The sequence below is a fragment of the Ruminococcus sp. Marseille-P6503 genome (assembly GCF_900604945.1).
GTDB lineage: Bacteria > Bacillota > Clostridia > Oscillospirales > Ruminococcaceae > FB2012.
Genome location: NZ_UWPB01000002.1, coordinates 429,994 through 455,822 on the forward strand (window position 1 = coordinate 429,994; position 25,829 = coordinate 455,822).

At 47.1% G+C, this 25,829-nt stretch carries 38 protein-coding genes; 35 read left to right on the plus strand and 3 right to left on the minus strand.

Annotation, left to right across the window (positions count from 1 at the left end; genetic code table 11):
• The first annotated feature begins 49 nt into the window (after positions 1 to 49).
• The 34 genes from EIH25_RS08035 to EIH25_RS08200 all read left to right on the plus strand — a co-directional run bounded on the left by EIH25_RS08035 (position 50) and on the right by EIH25_RS08200 (position 20,190).
• Positions 50 to 2,329: a cellulose-binding protein gene (locus tag EIH25_RS08035; protein ID WP_124100445.1), complete on the plus strand. Its 2,280-nt coding sequence runs from the start codon at positions 50 to 52 to the stop codon at positions 2,327 to 2,329.
• A gap of 688 nt (positions 2,330 to 3,017) precedes the next feature.
• Positions 3,018 to 3,332, plus strand: a complete 315-nt coding sequence (gene rpsJ / locus EIH25_RS08040; protein WP_124100447.1) for a 30S ribosomal protein S10 — start codon at positions 3,018 to 3,020, stop codon at positions 3,330 to 3,332.
• A gap of 94 nt (positions 3,333 to 3,426) precedes the next feature.
• Positions 3,427 to 4,062, plus strand: coding sequence for a 50S ribosomal protein L3 (rplC, locus tag EIH25_RS08045; RefSeq protein WP_124100449.1), 636 nt, complete (start codon positions 3,427 to 3,429; stop codon positions 4,060 to 4,062).
• 17 nt (positions 4,063 to 4,079) lie between these two features.
• Positions 4,080 to 4,703, plus strand: coding sequence for a 50S ribosomal protein L4 (gene rplD / locus EIH25_RS08050; protein ID WP_124100451.1), 624 nt, complete (start codon positions 4,080 to 4,082; stop codon positions 4,701 to 4,703).
• Positions 4,703 to 4,996: a 50S ribosomal protein L23 gene (rplW, locus tag EIH25_RS08055; RefSeq protein WP_124100453.1), complete on the plus strand. Its 294-nt coding sequence runs from the start codon at positions 4,703 to 4,705 to the stop codon at positions 4,994 to 4,996. Before rplD ends, rplW begins: the two co-directional genes overlap by 1 nt.
• Before the next feature lie 218 nt (positions 4,997 to 5,214).
• Entirely contained in the window at positions 5,215 to 6,048 is an 834-nt protein-coding gene (rplB, locus tag EIH25_RS08060) for a 50S ribosomal protein L2 (RefSeq protein WP_124100455.1), read from the plus strand.
• A gap of 23 nt (positions 6,049 to 6,071) precedes the next feature.
• Positions 6,072 to 6,356: a 30S ribosomal protein S19 gene (gene rpsS, locus EIH25_RS08065; protein ID WP_124100457.1), complete on the plus strand. Its 285-nt coding sequence runs from the start codon at positions 6,072 to 6,074 to the stop codon at positions 6,354 to 6,356.
• An 18-nt stretch (positions 6,357 to 6,374) separates the two neighbouring features.
• Positions 6,375 to 6,710 carry a 50S ribosomal protein L22 gene (gene rplV, locus EIH25_RS08070; RefSeq protein ID WP_124100459.1) on the plus strand — a complete coding sequence of 112 codons (336 nt, stop codon included), beginning with the start codon at positions 6,375 to 6,377 and terminating at the stop codon, positions 6,708 to 6,710.
• A 20-nt stretch (positions 6,711 to 6,730) separates the two neighbouring features.
• Positions 6,731 to 7,531, plus strand: coding sequence for a 30S ribosomal protein S3 (gene rpsC, locus EIH25_RS08075; RefSeq protein WP_124100461.1), 801 nt, complete (start codon positions 6,731 to 6,733; stop codon positions 7,529 to 7,531).
• The gene (rplP, locus tag EIH25_RS08080; protein WP_124100463.1) at positions 7,531 to 7,962 is read left to right on the plus strand and encodes a 50S ribosomal protein L16; all 432 of its coding nucleotides are present in this window, start codon (positions 7,531 to 7,533) and stop codon (positions 7,960 to 7,962) included. Before rpsC ends, rplP begins: the two co-directional genes overlap by 1 nt.
• The gene (gene rpmC / locus EIH25_RS08085; protein WP_124100465.1) at positions 7,962 to 8,159 is read left to right on the plus strand and encodes a 50S ribosomal protein L29; all 198 of its coding nucleotides are present in this window, start codon (positions 7,962 to 7,964) and stop codon (positions 8,157 to 8,159) included. The genes rplP and rpmC overlap by 1 nt, the downstream gene beginning before the upstream one ends.
• Before the next feature lie 21 nt (positions 8,160 to 8,180).
• Positions 8,181 to 8,438 carry a 30S ribosomal protein S17 gene (gene rpsQ / locus EIH25_RS08090; RefSeq protein ID WP_124100467.1) on the plus strand — a complete coding sequence of 86 codons (258 nt, stop codon included), beginning with the start codon at positions 8,181 to 8,183 and terminating at the stop codon, positions 8,436 to 8,438.
• Between the two features lie 71 nt (positions 8,439 to 8,509).
• Entirely contained in the window at positions 8,510 to 8,878 is a 369-nt protein-coding gene (gene rplN, locus EIH25_RS08095; protein ID WP_124100469.1) for a 50S ribosomal protein L14, read from the plus strand.
• A gap of 15 nt (positions 8,879 to 8,893) precedes the next feature.
• On the plus strand, positions 8,894 to 9,217 hold the full coding sequence (rplX, locus tag EIH25_RS08100; RefSeq protein ID WP_124100471.1) for a 50S ribosomal protein L24: 324 nt from the start codon (positions 8,894 to 8,896) through the stop codon (positions 9,215 to 9,217).
• A gap of 18 nt (positions 9,218 to 9,235) precedes the next feature.
• Positions 9,236 to 9,778, plus strand: coding sequence for a 50S ribosomal protein L5 (rplE, locus tag EIH25_RS08105; protein WP_124100473.1), 543 nt, complete (start codon positions 9,236 to 9,238; stop codon positions 9,776 to 9,778).
• A 21-nt stretch (positions 9,779 to 9,799) separates the two neighbouring features.
• A complete protein-coding gene (locus tag EIH25_RS08110) occupies positions 9,800 to 9,985 on the plus strand; it encodes a type Z 30S ribosomal protein S14 (protein WP_124100475.1) in 186 nt (61 codons plus the stop codon).
• 16 nt (positions 9,986 to 10,001) lie between these two features.
• Complete coding sequence (gene rpsH / locus EIH25_RS08115) at positions 10,002 to 10,400, plus strand: 30S ribosomal protein S8 (RefSeq protein ID WP_124100477.1); 399 nt, start codon at positions 10,002 to 10,004, stop codon at positions 10,398 to 10,400.
• A 14-nt stretch (positions 10,401 to 10,414) separates the two neighbouring features.
• Positions 10,415 to 10,966, plus strand: a complete 552-nt coding sequence (gene rplF, locus EIH25_RS08120) for a 50S ribosomal protein L6 (protein WP_124100479.1) — start codon at positions 10,415 to 10,417, stop codon at positions 10,964 to 10,966.
• Positions 10,967 to 10,985: 19 nt separating this feature from the next.
• The gene (gene rplR, locus EIH25_RS08125) at positions 10,986 to 11,345 is read left to right on the plus strand and encodes a 50S ribosomal protein L18 (protein WP_124100481.1); all 360 of its coding nucleotides are present in this window, start codon (positions 10,986 to 10,988) and stop codon (positions 11,343 to 11,345) included.
• A 15-nt stretch (positions 11,346 to 11,360) separates the two neighbouring features.
• The gene (gene rpsE, locus EIH25_RS08130; protein WP_124100483.1) at positions 11,361 to 11,861 is read left to right on the plus strand and encodes a 30S ribosomal protein S5; all 501 of its coding nucleotides are present in this window, start codon (positions 11,361 to 11,363) and stop codon (positions 11,859 to 11,861) included.
• 13 nt (positions 11,862 to 11,874) lie between these two features.
• The gene (gene rpmD, locus EIH25_RS08135) at positions 11,875 to 12,054 is read left to right on the plus strand and encodes a 50S ribosomal protein L30 (RefSeq protein WP_124100485.1); all 180 of its coding nucleotides are present in this window, start codon (positions 11,875 to 11,877) and stop codon (positions 12,052 to 12,054) included.
• A 20-nt stretch (positions 12,055 to 12,074) separates the two neighbouring features.
• Positions 12,075 to 12,515 (plus strand): 50S ribosomal protein L15, encoded by a 441-nt coding sequence (rplO, locus tag EIH25_RS08140; RefSeq protein ID WP_124100487.1) that lies wholly within the window; start codon positions 12,075 to 12,077, stop codon positions 12,513 to 12,515.
• 2 nt (positions 12,516 to 12,517) lie between these two features.
• Positions 12,518 to 13,822, plus strand: a complete 1,305-nt coding sequence (gene secY / locus EIH25_RS08145; protein ID WP_124100489.1) for a preprotein translocase subunit SecY — start codon at positions 12,518 to 12,520, stop codon at positions 13,820 to 13,822.
• Positions 13,823 to 13,840: 18 nt separating this feature from the next.
• Positions 13,841 to 14,473, plus strand: a complete 633-nt coding sequence (locus tag EIH25_RS08150) for an adenylate kinase (protein WP_124100491.1) — start codon at positions 13,841 to 13,843, stop codon at positions 14,471 to 14,473.
• A gap of 15 nt (positions 14,474 to 14,488) precedes the next feature.
• On the plus strand, positions 14,489 to 15,235 hold the full coding sequence (map, locus tag EIH25_RS08155) for a type I methionyl aminopeptidase (RefSeq protein WP_124100493.1): 747 nt from the start codon (positions 14,489 to 14,491) through the stop codon (positions 15,233 to 15,235).
• Between the two features lie 10 nt (positions 15,236 to 15,245).
• Positions 15,246 to 15,533 (plus strand): KOW domain-containing RNA-binding protein, encoded by a 288-nt coding sequence (locus EIH25_RS08160; protein ID WP_124100495.1) that lies wholly within the window; start codon positions 15,246 to 15,248, stop codon positions 15,531 to 15,533.
• Entirely contained in the window at positions 15,533 to 15,751 is a 219-nt protein-coding gene (infA, locus tag EIH25_RS08165; RefSeq protein ID WP_124100497.1) for a translation initiation factor IF-1, read from the plus strand. Before EIH25_RS08160 ends, infA begins: the two co-directional genes overlap by 1 nt.
• 70 nt (positions 15,752 to 15,821) lie before the next feature.
• Positions 15,822 to 15,935: a 50S ribosomal protein L36 gene (gene rpmJ, locus EIH25_RS08170; protein ID WP_028505010.1), complete on the plus strand. Its 114-nt coding sequence runs from the start codon at positions 15,822 to 15,824 to the stop codon at positions 15,933 to 15,935.
• Positions 15,936 to 15,964: 29 nt separating this feature from the next.
• Positions 15,965 to 16,333 carry a 30S ribosomal protein S13 gene (rpsM, locus tag EIH25_RS08175; RefSeq protein WP_124100499.1) on the plus strand — a complete coding sequence of 123 codons (369 nt, stop codon included), beginning with the start codon at positions 15,965 to 15,967 and terminating at the stop codon, positions 16,331 to 16,333.
• 14 nt (positions 16,334 to 16,347) lie between these two features.
• Positions 16,348 to 16,746, plus strand: coding sequence for a 30S ribosomal protein S11 (gene rpsK / locus EIH25_RS08180; protein ID WP_124100501.1), 399 nt, complete (start codon positions 16,348 to 16,350; stop codon positions 16,744 to 16,746).
• A gap of 92 nt (positions 16,747 to 16,838) precedes the next feature.
• Positions 16,839 to 17,435, plus strand: coding sequence for a 30S ribosomal protein S4 (gene rpsD / locus EIH25_RS08185; RefSeq protein ID WP_124100503.1), 597 nt, complete (start codon positions 16,839 to 16,841; stop codon positions 17,433 to 17,435).
• A 98-nt stretch (positions 17,436 to 17,533) separates the two neighbouring features.
• Complete coding sequence (locus tag EIH25_RS08190; protein WP_124100505.1) at positions 17,534 to 18,493, plus strand: DNA-directed RNA polymerase subunit alpha; 960 nt, start codon at positions 17,534 to 17,536, stop codon at positions 18,491 to 18,493.
• Positions 18,494 to 18,511: 18 nt separating this feature from the next.
• A complete protein-coding gene (gene rplQ / locus EIH25_RS08195) occupies positions 18,512 to 18,853 on the plus strand; it encodes a 50S ribosomal protein L17 (RefSeq protein WP_124100507.1) in 342 nt (113 codons plus the stop codon).
• A gap of 182 nt (positions 18,854 to 19,035) precedes the next feature.
• A complete protein-coding gene (locus tag EIH25_RS08200) occupies positions 19,036 to 20,190 on the plus strand; it encodes an SGNH/GDSL hydrolase family protein (protein ID WP_243113123.1) in 1,155 nt (384 codons plus the stop codon).
• Between the two features lie 87 nt (positions 20,191 to 20,277).
• On the opposite strand, the gene EIH25_RS08205 is transcribed toward EIH25_RS08200, so the two are convergent.
• A complete protein-coding gene (locus tag EIH25_RS08205; protein WP_124100509.1) occupies positions 20,278 to 21,756 on the minus strand; it encodes a cellulase family glycosylhydrolase in 1,479 nt (492 codons plus the stop codon).
• 217 nt (positions 21,757 to 21,973) lie between these two features.
• On the minus strand, positions 21,974 to 22,720 hold the full coding sequence (locus tag EIH25_RS08210; RefSeq protein WP_124100511.1) for a putative ABC transporter permease: 747 nt from the start codon (positions 22,718 to 22,720) through the stop codon (positions 21,974 to 21,976).
• Between the two features lie 334 nt (positions 22,721 to 23,054).
• On the opposite strand from EIH25_RS08210, the gene EIH25_RS08215 reads away from it, so the two are divergent.
• The gene (locus EIH25_RS08215; protein WP_164489195.1) at positions 23,055 to 24,197 is read left to right on the plus strand and encodes a metallophosphoesterase; all 1,143 of its coding nucleotides are present in this window, start codon (positions 23,055 to 23,057) and stop codon (positions 24,195 to 24,197) included.
• A 62-nt stretch (positions 24,198 to 24,259) separates the two neighbouring features.
• Here the strand turns inward: EIH25_RS08215 and EIH25_RS08220 are convergent, their stop codons facing one another.
• Positions 24,260 to 25,531: a DUF975 family protein gene (locus tag EIH25_RS08220; RefSeq protein WP_124100516.1), complete on the minus strand. Its 1,272-nt coding sequence runs from the start codon at positions 25,529 to 25,531 to the stop codon at positions 24,260 to 24,262.
• Positions 25,532 to 25,829 lie beyond the last annotated feature (298 nt).

Below are 25,829 nucleotides of genomic sequence, written 5' to 3' on the forward strand. Positions count from 1 at the left end.
ACGACGCAGTTATATTATAATAAGAGTTTATTTTAAGGAGGATCTTGGCGTGAACATTAAAAAAATTATTGCTTTCGCCTGCGCTGCGGCAATAACGGCCGCGGGCTTTGCCGGCTGCGGTAAAAAGGACAGTTCGTCAAAAGCGGACGGAAAAATTGAAAAGGAGGATTATTACAACGCTCAGCCTGAGGAAACGGGCTGGGAATGGGGTAATGTTGAAATTGTCGGCGGAGGCTTCGTGCCCAACGTTATCTATAACCCAACTGAGGAAGGGCTTGCGTATGCCAGAACCGATATAGGCGGAGCTTATAAGCTGAATAAGGAAACCAATAGGTGGGAGTGCATAACCGATTTTATAGGCGGGGAAGAATGGAACCTTATGGGTATCGAAAGTATTGCCACCGACCCCGTAGAGCCTAACAGGCTGTATATTGCCGCAGGAACCTATACGACAGGAAGCGGAGCTATGCTGGTATCGGACGACTACGGAGAGAATTTTATGAAGGTCGATCTGCCCTTCGGCAACGGAGGAAACGAAGTCGGAAGAGGAGCGGGAGAGCGGCTTCAGGTAGACCCAAACGACAACAGCATTATCTACTTCGGAACCAGAAATTCGGGACTTTACAGATCAACCGATTACGGCAGGACATGGAATCCTGTTGAAAGCTTCCCTACCGACGGAGGATACGTTGAGGAAGGTTTTTCCATCGGTCTGACCTTTGTAGCGTTTGATAAATCCTCCTCTGAGAGCGGAGAAGCTACAAAGACGGTTTTTGTCGGCGCGGCAAAAAATACCGGCAACTGTATCTACCGTTCGGACGACGCGGGAGAAACCTGGACTGAGGTTGAAAATCCCATGTCGGCAAAGACGGAGGATAATTCGACGCTGAAGCCTGTAAAGGGCGAGGTTTCGGGCGACGGGTATCTGTATACCACCTGGTCGTATAAGGTAGGCCCCAATGAAGCAATGAAGGGCGCCGTTCAGAAGTACGATATAAAAGAGGGAACATGGGAGGAGATAACTCCAAATCTGAGTTATACCTGCGGCTATTCGGGGCTTTCGGTCAATCCCTCAGACCCTCAGAATATTGTAGTCACCACGCTTTGCCTGTGGGCAATTGTGGACAATGTGTTTGTAACCTACGATGGCGGAAAGACATGGGATTCATTCTGGGATCCCGATACCGAGGAGGCTAATTACACAATTGACATATCTGATTCCGAATGGCTTGACTGGCAGGGTCAGCTGAAGCTCGGCTGGTGGATGACGGGAGTCGCTATAAATCCCTTTGATCCTGATGAAATAATGTACGGCACGGGAGCGACTATCTTCGGAACGGATAACCTGACGAAAATAGCAAGCGAGCCGGTCAATCTTTCGGTACGGGCCATGGGAATTGAAGAAACTGCTATTTTTGATTTTGTTTCGCCTAACTACCTTGACGAGGATACGCCGGAGCTTTACTCTATTATGGGCGACATCTACGGCTTCAGGCATGACGACGTATCGGCCGCGCCGAAGGAGCATTTCGGAGATTTCAAATCCACCTCTCTTGACTGCGCCGGACAGGATTATCATTACGTCGTAAGAGCCACCGACGAGGACAGCGGAACGGTTTATTATTCCTCCGACGCCGGACAGACCTGGCAGGAGGTTGAAAGCCTTCCGGACGAGTCATTGAAAAAGTCGGGAGGAAAGGTCAAGCTTTCAGCCGACGGAAAGACGATCTTCTGGCAGTCGGGCGCGGCGGGAGTAAGACCGTACGTTACTTACGATTACGGAAAAACATGGACTGAATGCAGCGATCTTCCCGCAGGCTCCAACATTGAAGCCGACAGGGTAAATCCGAATAAGCTATATGCGGCATACGACGGATTTTTCTACATGAGCGAGGACGGCGGTAAGACCTTTGAGCAGATCGCCAACTTTTTGGTATCAAATGTTACCTATGAGGCGTGCGCCGACACAGAGGGAGATCTGTGGATAGCTACCGGAGCCGGCGGAGTTTATTTGCTCGATACCTCTACCGGAGAGCTTGCCGCAACCTCAAAGGACATTCAGGACTGCGACGCTCTCGGCCTGGGAAAAGCCGAAAAGGACGGCGATTATATGACGATATATATGATCGGCGAGGCCAACAACGAAGGCCACGGAGTTTATATGTCGCAGGATAAGGGCGTTACCTGGACAAGGATCAACGACGATACCCAGAAGTGGGGAAATGTAAACTCAAATATTTCGGGCGATCCCAAAACCTTCGGAAGGTGCTACATTTCTACTAACGGACGCGGAATTATTATGGGCAGCATTGCAGGTCAGACAGAATAATAATATACGGATTTCAGTCTGAGAAAGCTTTTTCTCAGACTGATTTTTTATGTCATGTCAGGCTTGAAAAGTACAGTGATCTATGATATGCTGATAAAGCAGGAGTCTTAGGCTGAGCGTAATTTTTACGCTTATAAAAGCGTTGCAGATAAACTTTATTGAAGCGGCAGGATATTTGGTGATAATGCACAAATATCGGTCTGAAATCAGCTGAAATTTCTACATGGCAAATTTGACATAATGCTTGAAAAGCTCGGTTTTATGGTGTATAATAATACTTGCGTGACTGCACAAGGTGTCTTTTAGCTGAGTGCAAGACACCTAGATATGCGATGAAGTGAAAGGTTGCCGGCGGTGTGCCGGGTAATTTTCATGGAGTATGTCCGATTTTAAACCGGGCGACTGCAATACTGAAACACAGTACGTGCTTATGCTTCTTGCGAGAGGCGGTTTTCCGCTTTTGGCATGGGCGCTGCGGAGTGTGCTGTTTTCTGTTTTTCAAGTCCGAATACCGCGAGGGTGATTCGGAATTTTTTATCGGAATAAGAGGAAACACACGGCAGAGTGTAATTTGAAAAACCGGCGTTTGACGGATCGATTCACAAAACCGTATTCAGACACAAGGTATTGCGGATAAGGCTTATGCCTTGCCCCCACATTTAGATATTGCAACGAGGAGGCGATTTAAGTGGCAGTCAATGAAAAGATCAGAATCAAGATCAAGGGCTATGAACACGCGGTAGTAGACGCGGCCGCAGCTAAGATTGTAGAGGCTGTTAAGCGTTCGGGCGCACAGGTTTCAGGACCTATCCCCCTTCCTACCGATAAGGAGATCGTAACGATACTCAGAGCGGTTCATAAGTACAAGGACAGCAGAGAGCAGTTTGAAATGAGAACTCACAAAAGACTTATCGACGTAATCCGTCCTACGAAGGAAACGACGGCGGCTCTTGAGAATCTTGAACTTCCTGCAGGCGTAAACATCGTAATGGAAATCAAGTAATTTCCAAAAAGAGATTACAGGTAATCTCTCATCGGTGTAATGCAGGTCATGTTGGGCTTCGGCTCAACCAATAACCAAATAGGAGGAAATAAAAATGCAGAAGGGTATCATCGGCAGGAAGATCGGCATGACGCAGATCTTCGATGAGACAGGAAAGGTAATTCCTGTAACTGTTGTAGAAGCGGGCCCCTGCGTTGTCGTTCAGAAGAAGACCGTTGAAAACGACGGCTATGAGGCTGTACAGCTCGGCTTCGGCGACATCAGGGCGAAAAGAGTAAACAAGCCTCTCGCGGGGCATTTCAAAAAGGCTGACGTTGCCTTGAAGAGAACTCTCAAGGAATTCAGACTTGAGGATATTTCAGGCTTGAACGTCGGCGATATCGTAAAGGCTGACACCTTTGCCGAGGGCGACATCGTTGATGTAAGCGGCACAAGCAAGGGTAAGGGCTTTGCTGGAACGATCAAACGTCACAACAATGCAAGACTTAAGGAAACTCACGGTACAGGTCCTGTTCACAGACACGCAGGCTCTATGGGCGCTTGTTCTTCTCCTTCGAGAATCTACAAGGGCAAGGGAATGCCGGGTCACATGGGCGCCGAAAAGGTAACCGTTCAGAATCTTGAAATTGTTAAGATTGACGCGGAAAATAATCTTATCGCAATCAAGGGCGCGATCCCGGGACCGAAGAACGGAACTGTTACGATCGTTGACTGCGTTAAGAAGGCTTAGTGGAAGGAGGAGTTATTATGTCAAAGATTTCAGTATTTGATATGACAGGCAAAAAAGTAGCCGACACTGAGCTTAGCGACGCGATATTCGGAATCGAGCCGAATAAAGCGATAATGCACGCAATGGTTGTTAATTATCTGGCTAACCAAAGACAGGGCACACAGTCAACTCTCACCAGAACAGAGGTTAGAGGCGGCGGAAGAAAGCCTTGGAGACAGAAGGGAACCGGTCATGCAAGACAGGGCTCTATCAGAGCTCCTCAGTGGACTCACGGCGGAGTTGCTCTCGGCCCTAAGCCCAGAGATTACAGCTATTCTCTGAATAAGAAAGAAAAAAGACTTGGCATGAAATCAGCACTTTCGACAAAGGTAATGGACGAGAATCTTGTAGTGGTTGACGCTATCAAGGTTGAGGAGTTCAAAACCAAGACGATCATAGATATGCTCAAGGCGCTCAACGTTGAGGGCAAGGCTCTTATCGTTACGGCGGAGGCAGACAGAAAGATCGTCAAGAGTGCAGGAAACATCCCGGGCGTTAAGACGGCTACAGTAAACACACTTAACGTATACGATATACTCAACTACGATAAGTTTATTGTTGCTTCGGACGCTGTAACAAAGATTGAGGAGGTTTATGCATAATGACTAAGACTGCTCAAGATATTGTAATCAGACCGATTATTACTGAAGATTCAATGGAAAGACTTCAGAACAAGAAATATACTTTCGAGGTTGCCAAGGACGCCAACAAGATCGAGATCGCAAAGGCGGTTGAGGAGCTTTTCGGCGTTAAGGTCGCTAAGGTCAATACCATCAGCGTAAAGGGCAAGGAAAAAAGAATGGGCAGAAGCGTAGGCTTCAGACCTGACTGGAAAAAGGCGATCGTTACTCTTGAAGGCGATAAGACTATCGAATTCTTCGACGGAATGTATTAATCCGCGGAGGAACTGACCTTCTATAAGAGGGCGCCGCGGTTGTGGCGCTTGCTCCCCCAAGGACGGCAGACCAAGTCCGGTGGGGAAGGATTCTGCGAGGCGGCGAGGGCCGCTGAGCCCAAGGTTCCATTCACCGCAGAATGTAGGTATGGAGAAGCTTTTGGAGCGCTTGCGTTCTTTGGCTTCTTCGCAAAACTCAGATTAAGGAGTGAATTTCAATGGCAATAAAGAGCTATAAGCCTACGACTCCGGGTAGACGCGGTATGACAGTTACCGATTACTCAGAGCTTTCAAAGGCTGCTCCCTGCAAGTCGCTGCTGGAGCCGATGGACAAGAAGTCCGGCAGAAACAGCTACGGCAGGATAACCGTTCGTCACAGAGGCGGCGGAGTAAGAAGAAAATACCGTGTAATTGATTTTAAGAGGAACAAGCTCGATATGAACGCGACGGTTCTTACTATCGAGTACGATCCCAACAGATCGGCTTTCATTGCTCTCGTTCAGTACGAGGACGGCGAAAAGAGATACATCATCGCTCCCAACGGCCTTAAGGTCGGCGATGTTGTAAGATCAGGCGCAGACGCCGACATCAAGCCCGGAAACGCGCTTGCTCTGGCGAACATTCCCGTAGGTACGTTTATCCACAATCTTGAGCTTTATCCCGGCAAGGGCGCTCAGCTGGTGCGTTCGGCGGGAAATATGGCTCAGCTTATGGGTAAGGAGGAAAATTACGCTCTCGTAAGACTTCCCTCCGGCGAAATGAGAAAAATCCCGATAGGCTGTATGGCTACCATCGGTCAGGTCGGAAATATCGACCATGAAAACGTAAATATCGGTAAGGCCGGAAGAAAGCGTCACATGGGCTGGAGACCTACCGTAAGAGGTTCCGTAATGAACCCCTGCGACCACCCCCACGGAGGCGGTGAAGGTAAATCTCCTGTCGGACGTCCGAGTCCTGTTACTCCTTGGGGCAAGCCAACAATGGGTTACAAGACGCGCGCTAAGCATCATCGCTCCGATAAGTTTATCGTAAAACGCAGAAACGGTAAGTAATGCTGAAAGGAGGCAGATGAATAATGGGCAGAAGTGTCAAGAAGGGACCTTACGTTGAAGAATCCCTGATGAAAAAAGTAATTGCAATGAACGAAGCAGGCGAAAAGAAGGTTGTAAAGACCTGGAGCAGAGCCTCAACTATTTTCCCTGAATTCGTTGGTCATACATTCGCTGTTCATGACGGCCGCAAGCACGCTCCTGTTTATGTAACCGAGGATATGGTTGGTCATAAGCTCGGAGAATTTGCGCCGACAAGAACATTTAAAGGTCATGCGGGTTCCAAGACCTCTAACAATGGTAAGAAGTAGCGGAAAGGAGGAGTTCAGATGGAAGCAAAGGCAATTCTGAGAAATGCTCGTATTGCTCCCCGTAAGGTTCAGATCGTTCTTGATCTTATAAGGGGAAAAGATTATGAAGTTGCTATGGCGACTGTAAAGCACACACCAAAGGCTGCTTGTGAATATTTGGAAAAGCTTCTGAAATCCGCCGCTGCAAACGCAGAAAACAATCACAACATGGATAAGAACAATCTTTATGTTGCAGAGTGTTACGTTTGCCCGGGACCGATTATGAAGAGAATTATGCCAAGAGCTCAGGGCAGAGCCTATAGAATTCTGAAGAGAACATCGCACGTTACGGTGGTTCTCAAGGAAAAGGAATAAGCTGAAAGAGGAGGTAGACTATGGGCCAGAAAGTTAATCCACACGGACTTAGAGTCGGTGTGATCAAGGATTGGGATTCCCGCTGGTTTGCAGATAAGAACACTTTCGGCGACACACTGGTTGAGGATTACAACGTTCGTAATTATATTCTTAAAGAGTTGAACAGACGTTCAAAGAATCCGGCTGATAAGTGCGTTTATGCAGGTGTTCCTAAAATTGAGATCGAAAGATTCGCCGATAACGACGGAGGACAGAAGGTTAAGATTCACATTCACTGTGCAAAGCCCGGTCTTGTTATCGGAAGAGGCGGAGCGGAGATTGAAAAGCTTCGCGCGGACCTTGAAAAGAAAATCGGCAAAAAGGTTGCCGTCAACATTGTTGAGGTAAAGCAGCCCGATATCAACGCTCAGCTGGTTGCTGAAAAGATCGCTCACGATCTTGAGGACAGAATTTCTTTCAGACGCGCTATGAAGCAGGCTATGGGCAGAGCTATGAAGCTCGGCGCAAAGGGTATCAAGGTAAAAACCTCGGGCCGTCTTGCGGGAGCTGAAATCGCGAGAAGCGAAACCTATCACGAGGGAACTATTCCGCTTCAGACCATCAGAGCGGATATCGACTACGGTACCGCGGAAGCTCATACAACCTACGGCCGTCTGGGCGTAAAGGTATGGATCTACCGCGGAGAGGTTCTCAAGGGCGAGGTTGCCGCTTCCGACAGAAGAGAGCCTTCCGACAGAAGACGCAACAGAAGAGACGGCGACAGACCTAACAGAGGACGCCGCGACTTCAACAAGGCTAAAAGAGAAGGAGGTAACAACTAATGCTGCTTCCAAAGAGAGTTAAATACAGAAGAGTTCAGAGAGGCCGTTTAAAGGGCAAGGCCACAAGAGGAAACAAGGTAACCTACGGAGATTTCGGTCTTCAGGCTACTCAGCCCGCATGGATCACCTCAAACCAGATCGAGGCTGCCCGTATCGCTATGACAAGATATATCAAGCGCGGCGGTCAGGTTTGGATCAAGATCTTTCCGGATAAACCGGTTACTGAAAAGCCGGCTGAAACACGAATGGGTTCAGGAAAGGGTTCTCCCGAATACTGGGTTGCAGTCGTAAAGCCGGGCAGAGTAATGTTCGAGATCGCGGGAGTAAGCGAGGAAGTTGCAAGAGAGGCTATGAGACTTGCAATGCACAAGCTCCCGGTAAAATGTAAGTTTGTTAAAAAAGAAACTCAGGAAACGGGTGGTGAGCAATAATGAAAGCAAATGAAATCAAGGATTTGTCTGCTGCCGAGCTGAATGAGAAGCTGGCAGAGCTTAAGCAGGAGCTTTTTAACCTTCGTTTTCAGCACGCCGTAAATCAGTTGGAGAATCCGATGAGAATGAAGGCTGTCAAGAAGGATATTGCTCGTGTAAAGACATTCATTCGTAAGCAAGAGTCCGGCGTTCAGTAATTACGAAGGGAGGATTTAACTGTGAGCGAAAGAAATCTTAGAAAAACCAGAGTGGGCAAGGTTGTATCCAACAAAATGGATAAGACTATCGTAGTTGCCATCGAGGACAACGTACAGCACCCTCTTTATAAGAAAATCATCAAGAGAACAGTTAAGCTTAAGGCGCACGATGAGAACAACGAGTGCGGAATCGGCGACAAGGTTGAAGTAATGGAAACCCGTCCTTTGTCCAAGGATAAGAGATGGCGTTTGGTTAACGTTCTCGAGAAGGCTAAGTAATAATTAATATAAGGTAGACGGCAGCAACGCTCTGCCGTGACCTTTTAACGTTGTGAAAGGAGGAACGCACTGTGATACAGATGCAGACTAGCCTTAAGGTTGCAGATAACTCCGGAGCCAAGGAGCTTATGTGCATCAGAGTTTTAGGCGGAACACGCAGAAGGTATGCAAACATCGGCGACGTTGTAGTTGCTTCGGTTAAGAAGGCAACACCAGGCGGCGTTGTTAAAAAAGGCGATGTTGTTAAAGCAGTAATCGTTCGTTCAGCTAAGGGTCTTCGCCGCGCAGACGGAACATATATCCGTTTCGACGAAAACGCTGCTGTTATAATTAAGGAAGATAAAAATCCAAGAGGTACGCGTATTTTTGGACCGGTTGCCAAAGAGCTCCGCGAGAAGGATTATCTGAAGATCCTTTCGCTTGCTCCGGAAGTGCTTTAATAGGAGGTGTCGTTAATGAATAAGGTACACGTTAAAACAGGCGACACAGTTGTTATCCTTTCCGGTAAGGATAAGGGAAAAAAGGGCAAGGTTCTCGAGGTTTCGCCTAAGGAAGGCAAGGTAATCGTTGAGGGTCTTAATATTGCCACAAAGCACGTTAAACCCAGAAGACAGGGCGAGCAGGGCGGAATAGTAAACGCAGAGGCCGCTATGTATTCGTCAAAGGTTCAGGCAGTTTGCCCTAAGTGCGGAAAGCCTACAAGAATCGGTCATAAGATTCTTGAGGACGGCACGAAGGTCAGAGTATGCAAGAATGCTGACTGCGGCGAAGAATTTTAATAAGGAGGAGATTTTACGATGGCTGCAAGATTAAAAGAATATTATGTTAGCACCGTAGCTCCTGCTATGATGAAGAAATTCCAGTATGCTAACGTTATGCAGATTCCTAAGCTTGATAAGGTTGTTATCAATGTCGGCTGCGGAGCTGATAAGGATAACAAGAAGGTTATCGACGCTATCATGTCCGATCTGGCCGCTATTACAGGTCAGAAGCCTATTGTCTGCAAGGCTAAGAAGTCGGTTGCTAACTTCAAGCTCCGCGACGGACAGATCATCGGCGTAAAGGTTACGCTCAGAGCTGAGAAAATGTATGAATTCGTTGACAGACTTTTCAACGTTGCATTTCCTCGTGTAAGAGACTTCAGAGGCATCAACGCAAACTCGTTTGACGGCAGAGGAAATTACTCGACCGGTATCAAGGAGCAGCTGATCTTCCCTGAAATCGAGTATGACAAGATCGATAAGGTCCGCGGTATGGATATAAACTTTATCACTACCGCGAAAACAGACGAAGAGGCAAAGGAGCTTTTGTCCCTTATGGGCGCTCCGTTCGCTAAGTAAGGTTAAGAGGAGGAAAATTCAATGGCTAAAAAGGCTATGATAAACAAACAGCAGGCAAAGCCTAAGTATTCCACTCGTGCTTACAACAGATGTAAAATCTGTGGAAGACCTCATGCTTATTTGAGAAAATTCGGTATCTGCCGTATCTGCTTCAGAGAGCTGGCGCACGACGGCCAGATCCCCGGAGTTAAGAAGGCTAGTTGGTAAAAGGAGGTTGACAGGCATGCAGATTACTGATACAATAGCAGATTTATTGACCAGAATTCGGAATGCAAGTACTGCTAAGCACGCAACGGTTGACGTTCCTGCATCTAATATGAAAAAGTCTATCACACAGATCCTTGTTGACGAGGGCTATGTCAAGGACTTTAAGATTATTGAGGACGGAAAACAGGGTATAATCAGAATTACTCTAAAATACGACGAGAACAGAAATCCGGTAATTTCGGGACTCAGAAGAGTTTCAAAGCCCGGCTTGAGAATTTATTCAAGCTGCGAGGATATGCCTAAGGTAATGAAGGGACTGGGCGTAGCTATCGTTTCCACTTCCAAGGGCATTGTAACCGACAAAAAGGCAAGAGAGCTTAATGTCGGCGGAGAAGTTCTCGCATTTATCTGGTAAGGAGGACTAATATTATGTCTAGAATCGGAGTTAAACCTATTAGTGTTCCTGCCGGCGTAGAGGTTACGGTTGCGGACGGCAACGTTGTAACGGTCAAGGGCCCTAAGGGAACACTGACAAAATCCTTTAACAAGGATATGATAATCAAGTCGGAGAACGGAACGGTAACGGTAGCTCGTCCTACAGAGGATAAGTTCCACAAGTCGCTCCACGGTCTGACAAGAACGCTTATTTTCAACATGGTTGAAGGCGTTACAAACGGTTTTTCAAAGACGCTTGAAATTGTCGGCGTAGGTTACAGAGCGCAGAAGCAGGGAAAGAACCTTGTTATGAACCTTGGTTTCTCTCATCAGGTTATCGTTCCTGAAACGGACGATATCAAGATCGACGTTCCGCAGCCGAACCAGATCGTTGTTTCGGGTATCGATAAGCAGGCAGTAGGTCAGTTCGCTTGTGAAATCCGTGAAAAGCGTCCGCCGGAGCCTTATAAGGGTAAGGGTATTCGCTACACCGGCGAGTATATTATCCGCAAGGAAGGCAAGGCCGGCAAGGGCAGCAAGAAGTAATTAAAAGGAGAGAATTACTATGGTGAAAAAGCTTGACAGAGCGAAGGCAAGAGCAAGAAGACACGCGAGAGTCCGCAACAAAGTATCCGGTACTCCTGAGTGTCCGCGCCTGAACGTATTCCGCTCCTCAAAGCATATATATGCGCAGATCATTGATGATATCAACGGCGTAACTCTTTGTGCTGCTTCTTCAATGTCCAAGGATTTTGAAGGAAACGGCGGAAACAAGGAAGGCGCCCGCAAGGTAGGCGTAATGATCGCTGAAGCGGCCGCTGAAAAGGGTATCGAAAATGTTGTATTTGACAGAGGCGGATATCTTTATCACGGACGCGTACAAGAGTTAGCAGACGGAGCTCGCGAAGGCGGACTCAAGTTCTAAAAGGAGGGTATACTTTTGGCTATAATAGACGCTTCAACATTGGAACTTAGCGAAAAGGTAGTCGCTATTAACAGAGTATCAAAAACTGTTAAGGGCGGACGTATCATGAAGTTCTCTGCGCTTATCGTTGTCGGCGACGGAAACGGAACCGTAGGCTTCGGAATCGGCAAATCAAGCGAGGTTCCGGACGCTATCCGCAAGGGTATCGAGGACGCTAAGAAGAATCTTATAAAAATCTCGCTTAAGGGCACGACTATTCCTCACGAGATCGTCGGTAAGTTCGGAGCAGGAGAGGTTCTGCTTAAGCCTGCCGCGGCCGGTACCGGAGTTATCGCGGGAGGCACGGTAAGAGCGGTAGTAGAAGCAGCGGGCATCAAGGATATCAGAGCGAAGTCGCTTCGTTCAAATAATCCCTGCAACGTTGTAAGAGCTACAATCAACGGTCTTTCTGTTATCAAGTCGGCTGAACAGGTAGCCGAAAAGAGAGGCAAGTCTGTAAAAGAAATTTTAGGCTAAGGAGGAAACAGCAATGGCAAACTTGAAAATCGAGTTGGTTAGAAGCCTTAACTCTAAGATTAAGAAGCAAGCGCTGACTGCTAATTCTCTTGGTCTTAGAAAAATAGGCGATGTAACCACCCAGCCTGACAACGCTCAGACTCAGGGAAAGATAAAGGTTATATCACACCTTATCAAAGTAACCGAAGCGTAAAGCAAGGAGGTGCGAAACATATGAAATTGCACGAATTATCACCTGCCGAGGGTTCAAAAAAGGACGTAAAGCGCAAGGGCCGCGGACATGGCTCAGGAAACGGCAAGACTGCCGGCAAGGGTCATAAGGGTCAGAACGCTCGTTCCGGCGGCGGAGTAAGACCGGGCTTTGAGGGCGGTCAGACAACGCTGGCAAGAAGAATCCCTAAGCGCGGATTCAATAATATTTTTGCAACTGAATATGCTGTAATCAATGTTTCCGATCTGGAGAAATTCGTTGACGGCACGGTTGTTGATACTGAGCTTCTCAAGGCTTCAGGTCTTGTTAAGAAGGAGCTTGACGGAGTTAAGGTTCTCGGAAACGGCGAACTTACTAAGAATCTCACAGTAAAGGCTGCGGCTTTCTCAGCTTCTGCTAAGGAAAAGATTGAAAAGGCAGGCGGGAAGGCAGAGGTGATGTAATTGTGATAGAAACGTTCCGTAATGCATGGAAGGTTCCGGAGCTTAGAAGGAAGCTTCTGTTTACATTTTTCATCATAATTATATACCGTATAGGCGGCGCAGTTCCCGTTCCCTATCTGGACTCGTCCGCGCTTGCCACATGGTTTGAGGAAAGCAATGCTTCAGGTAACTTTTTCAGCTATCTGAACGTTCTGTCGGGAGGAAACTTTTCAAAGGCAACCCTTCTGGCGCTGTCCGTAGGACCTTATATCAACGCACAGATCATTATTCAGCTGCTTACCTATGCTCTTCCGCCGCTGGAGAGAATGGCGAAGGAGGGTCCTGAGGGCAGAAAGAAGCTGAATAAGATCACTAAGTACACCGCTTTGGCGATTTCGCTGTTTCAGGCGTGGGCATATTACCTTACGCTTAAAAATTCAGCGAACGCTCTTATGTATACAAGCGGATGGGAAAAGATCTATTCCGAGATCGTTATAATCGCCTGCTTTACCGCGGGTGCGTCGCTTACCATCTGGCTGGGCGACCAGATCAACGAGAAGGGAATCGGAAACGGTATTTCAATGCTGCTGTTTGCAGGTATCATAGCAAGAGGTCCGGCTGCGGTTTGGTCGCTGATCGAGCTTATGAGGACAGGCGAAGCTAAGTATATGATCCTTGTTCCGATCATTATTGTTATATTCGTACTGATGATCGCGTTCATTATCTTCATGAACAACGCCGAAAGACGTATTCCGATCCAGTATGCAAAGCGTGTGGTTGGCAGAAAGCAGTACGGCGGACAGAACACGTTTATTCCTGTCAAGATAGCAATGAGCGGAGTTCTTCCTATCATCTTCGCAATGGCGTTTATGTCGCTCCCCTCGACTCTTGAAATGTTTATCAAGCCGAGAGCCGACGGAACAGGCTTCTACAACGGCCTGCTGAGATGGTTCAGCTATACTCATCCTTTCTATGCCTGTCTGTATTTTGTATTGATTATCGGATTTAACTACTTCTATGTTTCAATGCAGTACAACCCTGTGGAGATTGCCAACAATCTCAGACAGAACAACGGCGGCGTTCCCGGAATCAGACCAGGAAAGCCCACAAGCGACTACATCAAGAGAATTTTGTCAAAGATAACTTTGGTAGGAGCAGTGTTCCTCGGAATCATCGCTATCTTCCCGATTATCTTCGGCGCGGCTACCGGCGTCAACATCGCGATGGGCGGTACTTCGATTCTCATCGTAGTAAGCGTTGCTCTTGAAACGGTAAGAACTATGGAATCGCAGATGATGATGCGTCATCATAAGGGATTCCTTGAATAAGTCAAGAGGAGTTAGGTTATGAATCTTATTTTATTAGGCGCGCCCGGCGCGGGAAAAGGCACGCAGGCAGAGGTTATCTGCAGGGAGCTGAATATTCCCACCATTTCGACGGGAAATATGCTCAGAGCAGCTGTCAAGGCAGGTACGGAATACGGTCTTAAGGCAAAGGCGGCTATGGACGCCGGCGATCTTGTTTCCGACGATATAGTGATCGGAATTCTCAAGGACAGGATCAAGGAGCCGGACGCGCAGAACGGCTTTATCCTTGACGGCTTTCCGAGAACGGTTCCTCAGGCTGAGGCGCTGGACGCAATGGGGGTAAAGATCGACAAGGTAATTGAGATCCATGTTCCCGACGAGAAGATCCAGCAGAGATTGAGCGGCAGAAGAGTATGTCTTGACTGCGGCGCGACTTATCATGTTGATTTCAAGCCAAGCAAGACCGAAGGCGTCTGCGACGTCTGCGGCAAGCAGCTTGTGATCCGCAAGGACGACGAGCCTGAAACCGTTAAAAGCAGACTTAAAACATATCATGAGCAGACCGCTCCGCTCAAGGGCTATTATGAAGCTCAGGGCAAGCTTGTTACCGTTGAGGGACAGGAAGAGGTCGCGGATACTTCAAGGCTGACGCTTGAGGCGTTGAACGCGTAAGAAGAAGGCGTTTTTATGATATGCGTTAAATCAAATAAAGAGCTGGAAAAAATGCAGAAGGCGGGTAAAATAACCGCCGGAGCATTGATTGCGGCGGGCGAGGCTATCAGGCCGGGAATGACTACCAAGGAGCTTGATACGGTCGTTCGCAAATATATTACCTCTCACGGAGCAAAGCCCAGCTTTCTGGGCTACGGCGGTTTTCCGGGCTCGGCCTGCATTTCCGTCAACGACGAGGTAATTCACGGGATTCCGGGTCCCCGCAGGCTTTGCGAGGGGGATATTGTTTCGGTAGACGTCGGCGCTTATATCGACGGATATCACGGAGATTCCTGTAAAACCTTTGCCGTAGGTGAAATATCCGAAAACGCAAAGGCTCTGATGAAGTCCACCGAGGAAAGCCTTTATCTTGCGATAAAGATGGTGAAGCCGGGCGTAAGGCTCGGCGATATCGGAGCGGCGATTCAGAGGTATAACGAGGAGAACGGTTTTTCCGTTGTAAGGGAATTTGTCGGTCACGGCGTAGGAAAAAACCTTCATGAGGAGCCCGAGGTGCCTAATTTCGGCAGGGAGGGTCACGGGATCAGGCTTACGGCAGGCATGGTTATTGCCATTGAGCCTATGATCAACGAGGGTACCGCCGCTATAAAGGTGATGCCGGACAAATGGACCGTTAAGACGGTAGACGGAAAGCTGTCCGCTCATTTTGAGCATACAATCGCTGTAACCTCAGACGGCGCGTTTATTCTGACGCAGCCGTAGGTGAAGCGTTGTGAGTAATATAAAAGTCGGTTCGGTAGTAAAAGCGTGCGCGGGCCGCGATAAGGACCGCTGGTTCGTTGCTGTGGCGGTCGGCGGCGGCTTTGTTGAAATCGCAGACGGAAAAGAGCGCAGGCTCGCTAAGCCAAAGCGAAAGAATATAAAGCACATTTCACCCACGGACACGCTGATAGATACCGGAGGACTGACAGACAAAAAGTTGAGAAAGCTGATATATGATTTTGAAACCCGAAACCTATATCACGAAGACCGTCAGCCTTTGGACGGGGAGGTATTTTAATGTCAAAAGAAGATGTTATTGAACTTGAAGGAACGGTTGTGGAGGCGCTGCCTAACGCGACATTTCAGGTTGAACTTTCAAACGGTCATAAAATTCTTGCCCATGTTTCGGGTAAGCTTCGTATGAATTACATTCGTATCGTACCCGGAGATAAGGTAACGGTCGAGATGTCGCCTTATGACTTGACAAAGGGAAGAATCACCTGGAGAGCTAAGTAATTAGCTTTTCATCGTATGAAAGAATCCGCAAAGCGCTGATTCTTGTGTAATGTTTAAAGGAGGTATTTCAATGAAAGTAAGACCTTCAGTTAAGCCGATCTGCGAAAAATGCAAGGTAATCAAAAGAAAAGGCAAGATCATGGTTATCTGCCAGAATCCTAAGCATAAACAACGTCAGGGCTAACAAACCAATAATGGAGGTGCAGCTAAATAATGGCTCGTATTGCTGGAATCGACCTGCCTAAGGATAAAAGAGTCGAGATCGGTTTGACTTATATCTACGGCATCGGTCAGAAAACTGCTACTAAGATTCTTAAGGAAACAGACGTAAATCCTGATACAAGAGTAAAGGATCTGTCCGAGGAAGACGTAGCTAAATTGCGTGAATATATTGATAAGAATTTAATCGTTGAGGGCGATCTCAGAAGAAATGTTGCCCTTAACATCAAAAGACTTGTTGAAATCGGTTGCTACAGAGGCGTTCGTCACAGAAGAGGTCTGCCTGTAAGAGGACAGAGAACCAAGACAAACGCAAGAACCCGCAAGGGACCTGCTAAGACAATCGCCAACAAGAAGAAGTAAGGAGGGTGTGAACAATGGCTCAGCCTAAGAAGAAGACTACTATTCGCCGCCGCCGCGAGAGAAAGAACATTGAACAGGGACAGGTTCATATCCAGTCAACTTTCAACAACACGATCGTTACTATTACTGATATGCAGGGCAACGCTATTTCATGGGCTTCCGCAGGCGGACTCGGCTTCAGGGGTTCCAAGAAATCTACTCCGTTCGCAGCGCAGACTGCTGCTGAAACAGCTGCAAGAGCAGCCAAGGAGCACGGACTCAAGACCGTTGAGGTTTTCGTAAAGGGTCCGGGCGCGGGAAGAGAAGCCGCTATCAGAGCTTTGCAGTCAGAGGATCTGGAAGTAAGACTGATCAAGGACGTTACTCCTATCCCTCACAACGGATGCCGTCCTCCTAAGAGAAGACGCGTATAATTGAAACGATTTGAGTTTTAAGTTTACTCAAAGTCGGGTAAAGGAATTTGCCTTAAGACCCGATACAACATTGAAAACGGAGGTTTATTACTATGGCAGTAAGCAGAGAACCGATTCTTAAGAGATGCAAATATCTCGGAATCAGCCCTATGGTTATGGGCGTTGCAAAGGAAACAAAACGCGATCCTAACGCTAACAAGAGAAAAAAGGTATCCGAATACGGACTTCAGCTCAAGGAAAAGCAGAAGCTGAAATTCATATACGGAATGCTTGAGAAGCAGTTCTATCACTATTTTGAAATCGCTCAGAAAATGGAAGGTCAGGCCGGTGCAAATCTGATCACGCTTTGCGAGTCAAGACTTGACAACGTTGTGTTCAGAATGGGTCTTGCTACTACAAGACGCGAGGCTCGTCAGCTTGTAGTTCACGGACATTACAATGTAAACGGCAGAAGAGTAGACATTCCTTCCTACAGAATCAAGACCGGCGACGTTATTTCTCTCAGGGACAACAGCAAGAAGAGCGAGAAATTCAAGCAGATCATCGAGACAACAGCCGGCAGGCTCACTCCTACATGGCTTGACGTAAACAAGGACCAGCAGAGCGCTAAGGTTGTTCGTATGCCTGTTAAGGAAGATTTGGATTACGAAATCGAGGAGCATCTCATCGTTGAGTTGTATTCTAAGTAATCTAAATTGCAGAGTGTTTTCTGCATTCGGGTTATCTGGAATTATAAAACCATTTATTCGTGCAAAACTATTTGAGTTTGAAAACAGGAGGGTTTTAAATGCTTGAAAAAATAGAAAAGCCTGAGATTGAAACAGCCGAGCTTAAAAGCGACGGAACTTACGGTAAGTTTATTCTCGAGCCATTAGAGCGCGGCTACGGTATTACTCTGGGAAATTCTCTCAGAAGGGTACTGCTCTCCTCTTTGCCCGGTGTTGCTGTCACATCTGTAAAGATAGACGGCGTACACCACGAACTATCTACAATACCCGGAGTTAAGGAAGACGTTACCGAAATAATCCTTAACCTTAAGGGACTGACTGCGAAGCTGTACGGCGAGGGTCCCAAGACTATTTATATCGAGGCGGAGGGCGAGTGCGTCGTTACTGCAGGCGATATTAAAACCGACTCTGAGGTTGATATTCTGGTTCCTGATATGCATATTGCTACGCTGGGTGCAGGCGCTAAGCTTTATATGGAGATCGTGATCGACAGAGGCCGCGGTTACGTTTCCGCAGAAAAGAACAAGGCGCTTATGAACAACGCGCCGATCGGTGTGATTGCTGTTGACAGTATTTATACGCCGGTATTGAAGGTAAACTTTACGGTTGACAATACCCGTGTAGGTCAGATTACCGATTATGACAAGCTTACTCTGGAGGTATGGACCGACGGTACTATCTCCGCCAAGGAAGCTGTGTCATTGGCAGCCAAACTCCTCAACGAGCATCTGAATCTCTTTATAGATTTGTCTGAGGAGACAAATGTTGTTGAGATGATGGTAGAAAAAGATGACAAGGGTAAGGAAAAAATCCTTGAGATGACCATTGAGGAACTTGACTTATCCGTGCGTTCGTTTAACTGTCTTAAGCGCGCGGGAATCAACACCGTTAACGACTTGATTGAAAAGTCGGCAGAAGAAATGATGAAGGTTAGAAACCTTGGTAAGAAATCATTTGATGAGGTTAAGGAAAAGCTCCATTCTTTGGGCTACGACCTCAGTTCTGAAGAAGATAAATAATGTAAGGAGTGAATATCTATGCCAGGCACAAGAAAGCTGGGAAGGGCTACTGACCACAGAAAAGCAATGCTCAGAGCAATGGTCACATACCTTCTTGAAAACGGTAAGATTGAAACAACTGTAACTAGAGCTAAAGAGGTTAGCGCTATGACCGAGAAGATGATTACTTTGGGCAAAGCGGGCGACCTTCACTCAAAGCGTCAGGCGCTTTCATATATAACAAAGGAAAGCGTTGCCAAGAAGCTTTTTGACGACATCGCTCCTTCCTATGAGGGAAGAAACGGCGGTTATACAAAGATCGTTAAGATCGGTCCCCGCCGCGGCGACGCTGCTGAAATGGCTATCATTCAGTTGGTATAATAATATCAAATTAAAACGGCGCGGTCTGCGGATCGCGCCGTTTTATGCTTAAAGGATAAAATAACGATTTGCCGTTCGTCTATACGTTTTAAACGCTGCGTTTAAAAACGTGTTTTTTAATCGCGGCTGTTGCTTTTTTCGCCAATATTTGATATAATATTAGCTGAAAGGAGCTGATTATTATGAAAAGATCGGCGCTGCTGCTGACCTTAATTGCAGGCGTACTGGTTTTTACTGCCTGCGGAAGCGGAGGGCAGAAAGAAGAGGAGAATGAACAAATGAGTTATCCTGTTTTGGACAGTTCAAACGTAAAGCTGCTGGGGAGGACCCATCTTGCGGACGACACCTTATATCTTGCCTTTTCCGGTACGGGGGCGGAGTTTACATATACAGGAAGCAAGCTTGAGGCACAGTTTGTTGGCGACGCCAATGCCGGTTCTTCCGACGGCGAGGCAAGAATGGCGGTATATGTAAACGGCGAAAGAACTCTGGACTTTATGATGGATGAAAAGGAAAAGAGCGTAGTGCTTTTTGAATCGGATAAGGAGGAAAGCGCCGATATAAAAATCGTCAAGCTCTCCGAGTGCGCCATGTCCAATGTGGGAATTAAAAACATTGACCTTAACGGAGGAAGCATAAAGCCGGCTGAGGAAAAGGAGAGAAAAATTGAATTTATCGGCGATTCCATAACCTGCGGCTACGGAGTTGACGACGAGGATCCCTCTCACAGCTTCAGCACAGCTACTGAGGACTGCACAAAGGCTTACGCTTACAAAACCGCGCAGAAGCTTGACGCTGATTACAGCCTTGTATCAATAAGCGGCTACGGAATTATTTCCGGCTACACCTCTGATCCTGAGAAGATCAGCGGTAATCAGACTATACCGCCGTATTATGAAAAGCTGGGCTTTTGCTACAGCGCATACGCCAACGGTGAAAAGCCCTCTGATATAGCCTGGGACTTTGGTAAGTTTACCCCCGACTGCATAGTTATAAATCTGGGTACAAACGACGCGAGCTATTGCAATACGACGGAGAAAAAGGATACTTTCAGAGATTCATACAAGGAGTTTCTGAAAACCGTCCGTAAAAATAATCCTGACGCAAAAATATTCTGCACTCTGGGAATAATGGGTCAGACCATGTATCCAAGCATTGAAGAGGCTGTTTATTATTACACGAAGGAAACAGGCGATGAGAATATCGTTTGCGTACAGTTTGAAAACCAGCAGCAGGCCGACGGTCTTGCGGCGGATTACCACCCGACCGAGGCAACTCATGAAAAAGCCTCCGACCTGCTGGCGGAAGCTATAAAGAATGAGATGGGCTGGTCTTAACGGACTTTTCGTATAAATAAGCAAAAAAGGCTGCTGCACTTAATTTAAACGGTGCAGCAGTCTTTTGTTATTATAAATTCAGCTTATTTATTTTTTCTTTTTGACCGTCAGAACCGCCGCTCCCAGCAGAGCAAGTCCGGTAAGAGCGATTCCGCCGCCGGTGGACGGGTTTGTGTCAGTTGCCGCTGAAGCAGCCGATGAAACAGAGGACGAGGTCACTGCTGAAGCTGCCGGTAAGCTTTCGTCATCGGAAATTGAAGCCGTCGCTTCCGATGAAGCTTCCTCCGGCTCGGATACGTCAGCGGACGATACGTCGGTTATGCTTTCTGATGAGCTTTCCGATTCGGTATCGGATACCGGCTGAGAGCTTTCTGCCTCGCTGCTGTCCGTTCCGGGAACGTCAGCGCTGCCTGTGATGTTTCTATAGGCGGCTTCAAGCTCGCTGTCGTTCATCTGACAGGTGTATCTGTTGTACACGCTGTGGTCGTTAGTCGTATCCCACAGAACCGGACAGATATCTCTGGCGTATGCTTCGGACGCTACGGTAATAAGGTAATTGTTTACCTGCTCACGCGTCTTGTTTCCGGCGGCTACGCCGTATTCTCCCATAATGACCGGAACCCCTTTGTCAATAAAGGTTTCCTTCAGCATATTAAGATTGCGGTCAAGCTCCGCAAGATCGTCAGCGTCGCCCCATTCGGTTTCAGCCTTGCCCCAGCTCGCGTCTTCCTCCAGAATACAGAAGGTAGACGGGGTATAATAGTGAATGGATACAGCGCAGCGGTTTGCGGGATCGTCCGGCATTTCATACAGGTCGTCACAGGTAAGCTGAACGTCTGTATTGTAGCCGGCTATAAGAAGATGACGCGATGAGTTGTTTCCTCCGCTGTTTCTTACTATATCAACAAATTTCTGATTGATTTCGTTGAGCAGACCGAAGGATTCTGCTTTGCCGGAGGTCGAACCGCCGTAACGGTTCCACAAGCTGTCCCAGCCGCCTTCCTCGTTCAAGGATTCAAACATAAGCTGTTCGTCATAATCCTTAAAGGCTTCGCAAAGCTGAGTCCAGATACGCTCGTATTTATACATACAGGTTTCCTTGTCTGTCGGGAAGTTTTCCCACCAGCCGCCGTCCCAGTGAATGTTCATTATAACGTACAGATCTGCGTCACACGCCCAGTCTACGATCTCCTTGACCCTGCTTATGTATCCGGGGTCGATAGTATAATCGTCGCCCATGAGATTGGACCATGCCACCGGGAGTCTCATAACGCCGAAGCCGGAGTCAGCGTAGCCCTGAATCATTTCCTTAGTTATGACCGGACTTCCCCATGCCGTTTCATAATTCGTTACGCTTGAACCGTTGATCCAGCTTCCGCAGGATTCAAAGGTGTTTCCGAGATTGATACCCAGCCCCATATCCTTGACAATTTCCATAGTCGTCATATCGGACAGAGCCTTCTCCTCTGTTTCGGCAGACGCCGCGAACGATCCGGCTGCCGCCGAAAGGGCAATACCTGCGCAAAGTACGGTGCAGGCAGTTTTTTTAGCTTTTTTTATAATCATAATCATCCTCCTGAGCGGAAACATCGCTGTTGTCTTATGGCGTAAAAATACGCACTGTATTGACAATGAAATCGTATACAATAATTATATCAGATTTTTCCCCTAAGTCAATCCGCCGAAAATATTTTCGGAAAAAGAAACAGTTTCTATCTTTTGTTTTTGGGCATATTGACGTAAAAAAGCCGCACATATCTGTACGGCTCGGCAGACTTTACGGTCAGCCGCCTGTGAGGCGGGACGCATATTGTATATAATTTAGGTTTATATCAGTCAGGGGAGAAAGCTCGCCGCATACCGAGGAATACGGAGCATATACATAATCGGTTATTCCCTCTCCCTTATTTGGGTATTTTGTTGAATACGCAAAATCGGCAGCCACAGCTGTAACAAGAACAATACAGAGAAACATTCTTATTCTTGGAGGAAGCTTTTTTATCTGGTCGTCAAAAAACGGAGCCAGTATGTATATTCCGGCGCATCCGGCAAAGCCGAATATAAGCGCTCCCTCAAGACAGATCCTTCCGTTGAGATTCATAAAATATCCGTCGTAATTCCAGTACCGAATATGCTTGTAGGTTTCAAGGTACCAGCTTGTGACATATTCTACCACCGAGCAGACAGTGACAACCAGAAAAAATGTTAGAACAGGTCGGTCTACGAATTTTCTTAAAAGAATAACGCCTAAAACTCCGCCGGCTCCGTAGATCGGAAGCCATGGACCGTGAAGGGCTCCGCGGTTTACAAGCTTTCCGTCCTCTACGACGTGTATCGCTACCTCCCACAGCCAGCCTATGAGGGCAAAAATGAAAAACATCAGTATGACAGAAGTCAAAGCGTATTTTCTGTGATAATCCCGGTGCAGTATCTTACGCTGTCCGCCGAGGGCTATGTGCGCCTGCTGCGGCGCGATTCCGGGGTACTGGTCAAGACCTCTCAGATCCTCCAATGTTAAGTTAAGCTCCATTTTCTCATATTCCTTTCATTGTTCTTTCCGATAACCGCCGCTCTTTTTGTCCGGCGGTTTTATCGTTACGTTTTATTTAAACGACCGTCCGTTATTCAGCCGCCTGAAATAAGCCGTTTTGCTGTTTTGTTCGGCTGCATATCGCCGATGCGTTCGGAAACGCTGATATTTTATTATATATAATATATTGCAAAGCCGACCGTTTTGTTGTATAATAAATTCATAATTACGGCGATTAGAGAATAATCCGCAAACTTTATTTATATACGGAAGGTACGGCTGTCGGATGATATTTCTGTTTCTTGTTCCCTTGTATTTTGCAGCGAATTTTTATATGCTGCTGAGAATTTTCCACTGGACGAAAAACTGTACGGCGATTCTGGATAAACGGCGATTTATGATTCCGGTAGGGATCGTGTTTTTTCTGTGCGCGCTCTCTCCTATTCTTGCTTTTCTGCTGCCCAAATTCGGATTATCCATAATGATACGGCGCTTTTCCACCTACTGGACAGGCGTTATGCTGTATTCGCTTATGTTTATTGTTATCGGCGATCTGATAAGACTGATTATCAGACGGACTCCCCTTAGGAAAAGAAGGCTTTTTTCGCGTATAGGGACCGTCACCGTAGGCTCGGGAATTGCCGTATGTACGGCGGTCGTCTGTCTTTACGGCTCTCTCCATGCCAGAGATATCAAAACCGTTTCATATAAGGTTACGGTAGATAAATCCTGCGGCAGCCTGTCTCAGCTTAACGCGGTGCTGATAGCGGACACTCATATGGGCTACGCCGTAGGATACGATCACATTGAACAGATGGTTGAAAAAATAAATTCCTGCGATCCTGATATAGTTATATTCGCAGGCGACATTTTCGACAACAGCATAGACGGTCTGGACTACCCTGACAGGCTCGCTGAGATTCTGTCGTCTATCAAATCGAAATACGGAGTATGGGCTTGTTACGGCAACCACGACATAAATGAAAGTATCCTGATGGGTTTTACCTTCAGTTGGGGTGAAAGCCCGTCAAACGACGCGTCTATGACTGAATTTCTTGAAAAGGCAAATATAAATCTGCTTCAGGACGAATCAGTTCTCATTGATAACAGCTTTTATCTTGTAGGACGCCGCGACGCCCAGAAGCCGGGAACTGAGGACGGAAGCCGGAAATCCATCGGAGAGCTTACCGAGGGACTTGATAAAACCAAGCCTATATTCGTTATAGATCACGAACCGTCGGAGCTTCAGGAAACCGCCGACGCCGGAGCGGACATAGATTTTTCCGGTCATACTCACGACGGCCAGCTTTTTCCCCTGAACCTAACCGCAGGTCTTATGTGGGAAAACCCGTGCGGAATGATAAAAAAGGATAATATGTATTCCATAGTGACCTCCGGAGTAGGAGTTTACGGTCCGTTTATGCGTATCGGAACAGACGCCGAAATATGCGACGTTCATATAGAATTCAACGGCTGAATTTCCAGGACCGCTTTGCTGCGCGCGGAGCGGTTTCTGCATTTTCCGGCAGGCGGGGTTATCTATGGAATCTCTATGACCTGCGGCGCGTTCGGACCTTCGCCTCCCTGCTCACCAAGCTGTTCCTCCAGCAGGTCGAGGTCAAGATACCTGTCGTTAAGCTCCTCGCTGTAAGGATAGCTTTCACGAATAGCCTTTCTTCGCAGTATAATGTAAAGCTCGGTCTCGGAAGCGGTCTTATACGGGTTGAGAAACATAAGACAAAGGATTCCCACAAATACGTTTATAACAACATTCGCGTGAATACCTGAGGTATTGCCGAGAAAAACAAGTCCGATAAGCGAAGCGGGAACAGAGGCGGCAATATACCACGGAACATATGACAGCCAGAGCTTAGCCGCCTTCCACTTGTTCCCTTTCATCATCTGACGGGAAAGCCTGAAGGCGTGCTTTGTGTCGATTGAGGGATTTTCCGCCAATATATACGGTATCATCATATATTCAAAGGGTTTGATAAACGCTCCGATAATAGTAAGCGTCCAGAGAACGGTAAAAACGTCCTTTACAAGCATTGTCTTGACGGGCTTGTATATTCTGTCCTTATACAAAAAGCCCATTCTGCCTATTTTTGTTCCGTGATAGGTGCGGCTTTCAAGGAAAAATCTTTTTTCACCTACAATAAGAACATTCGCTACGAATATAGAGAACAGCATACTGAAAAATGCGCTGATGCAGGTAACTACGATCTCCCAGGTGTACCTTCTGGAAAACAGCTCGATAACAGCGTTTACGACCTGAAATTTAGACGAATGCTGTTTTGTTACGCTGTCGAAGGAATCGGCGGCGGTTTGGATCAGCCTGTCAACTCCGTCGTCGAACGCCTTGTCGATATTGTTTTCCGTTTTAATGATCCAGCCGGTCGCTTTATGCACTATGTTCCAGTTGGAATTTTCCGCTCCCATATTAAACAGTGAAATTTCTTTTGAATTGAGAGCCTCGGGCCCGAGCTCGTCATATATCTTTTCCCAGCGCCCGACTGCTTCGGAATCGCTTATATGATATTTTTCGGAAATTTCAACCGCGCTCAGCCCTGTTTTTTTCAGCTCCTGGACTATATCTCTTTTAAAATCCCCGCTGTAGCGTATATCTGCCACGTTTTCGTTGTCATAGCTGGAAATAAACTGCGTTGTTCCGCCGTACTGACCTGCGATAAACACCATGATGAAGCAAACCGCAAAGCAGGCGATATAATTCTTTTTCAGATTGGCTTTAGCGTCGCGCTTGATACCCTTGCGGGTCCAGACCTCCGCGTTGTTGCCTCCGTTTTTCTTCATATCGGAAATATCCTTTCAAATGACGCCTGTTCAGCGCCGTAAAGTCTTTTTTCGACATATAATGAATACATTATATCTTATATAACATTAAAAGTCAAGAAAGTACGGTATATTGTAAGAAATATTTAAGAAGATAGGCCGCCGAATAATTATAGATATGATTTCTTTTTTCAAATATGCTTCGGACGGCGAAGCGCGTTTTTTGCTCCGTTTAAGAAGCCTCTTAAAATCCGGAGAAAAACTCTGCAAAGCTGTTGCATAAAACGGGCTGATATGCTATAATATTATGTTAGTAACA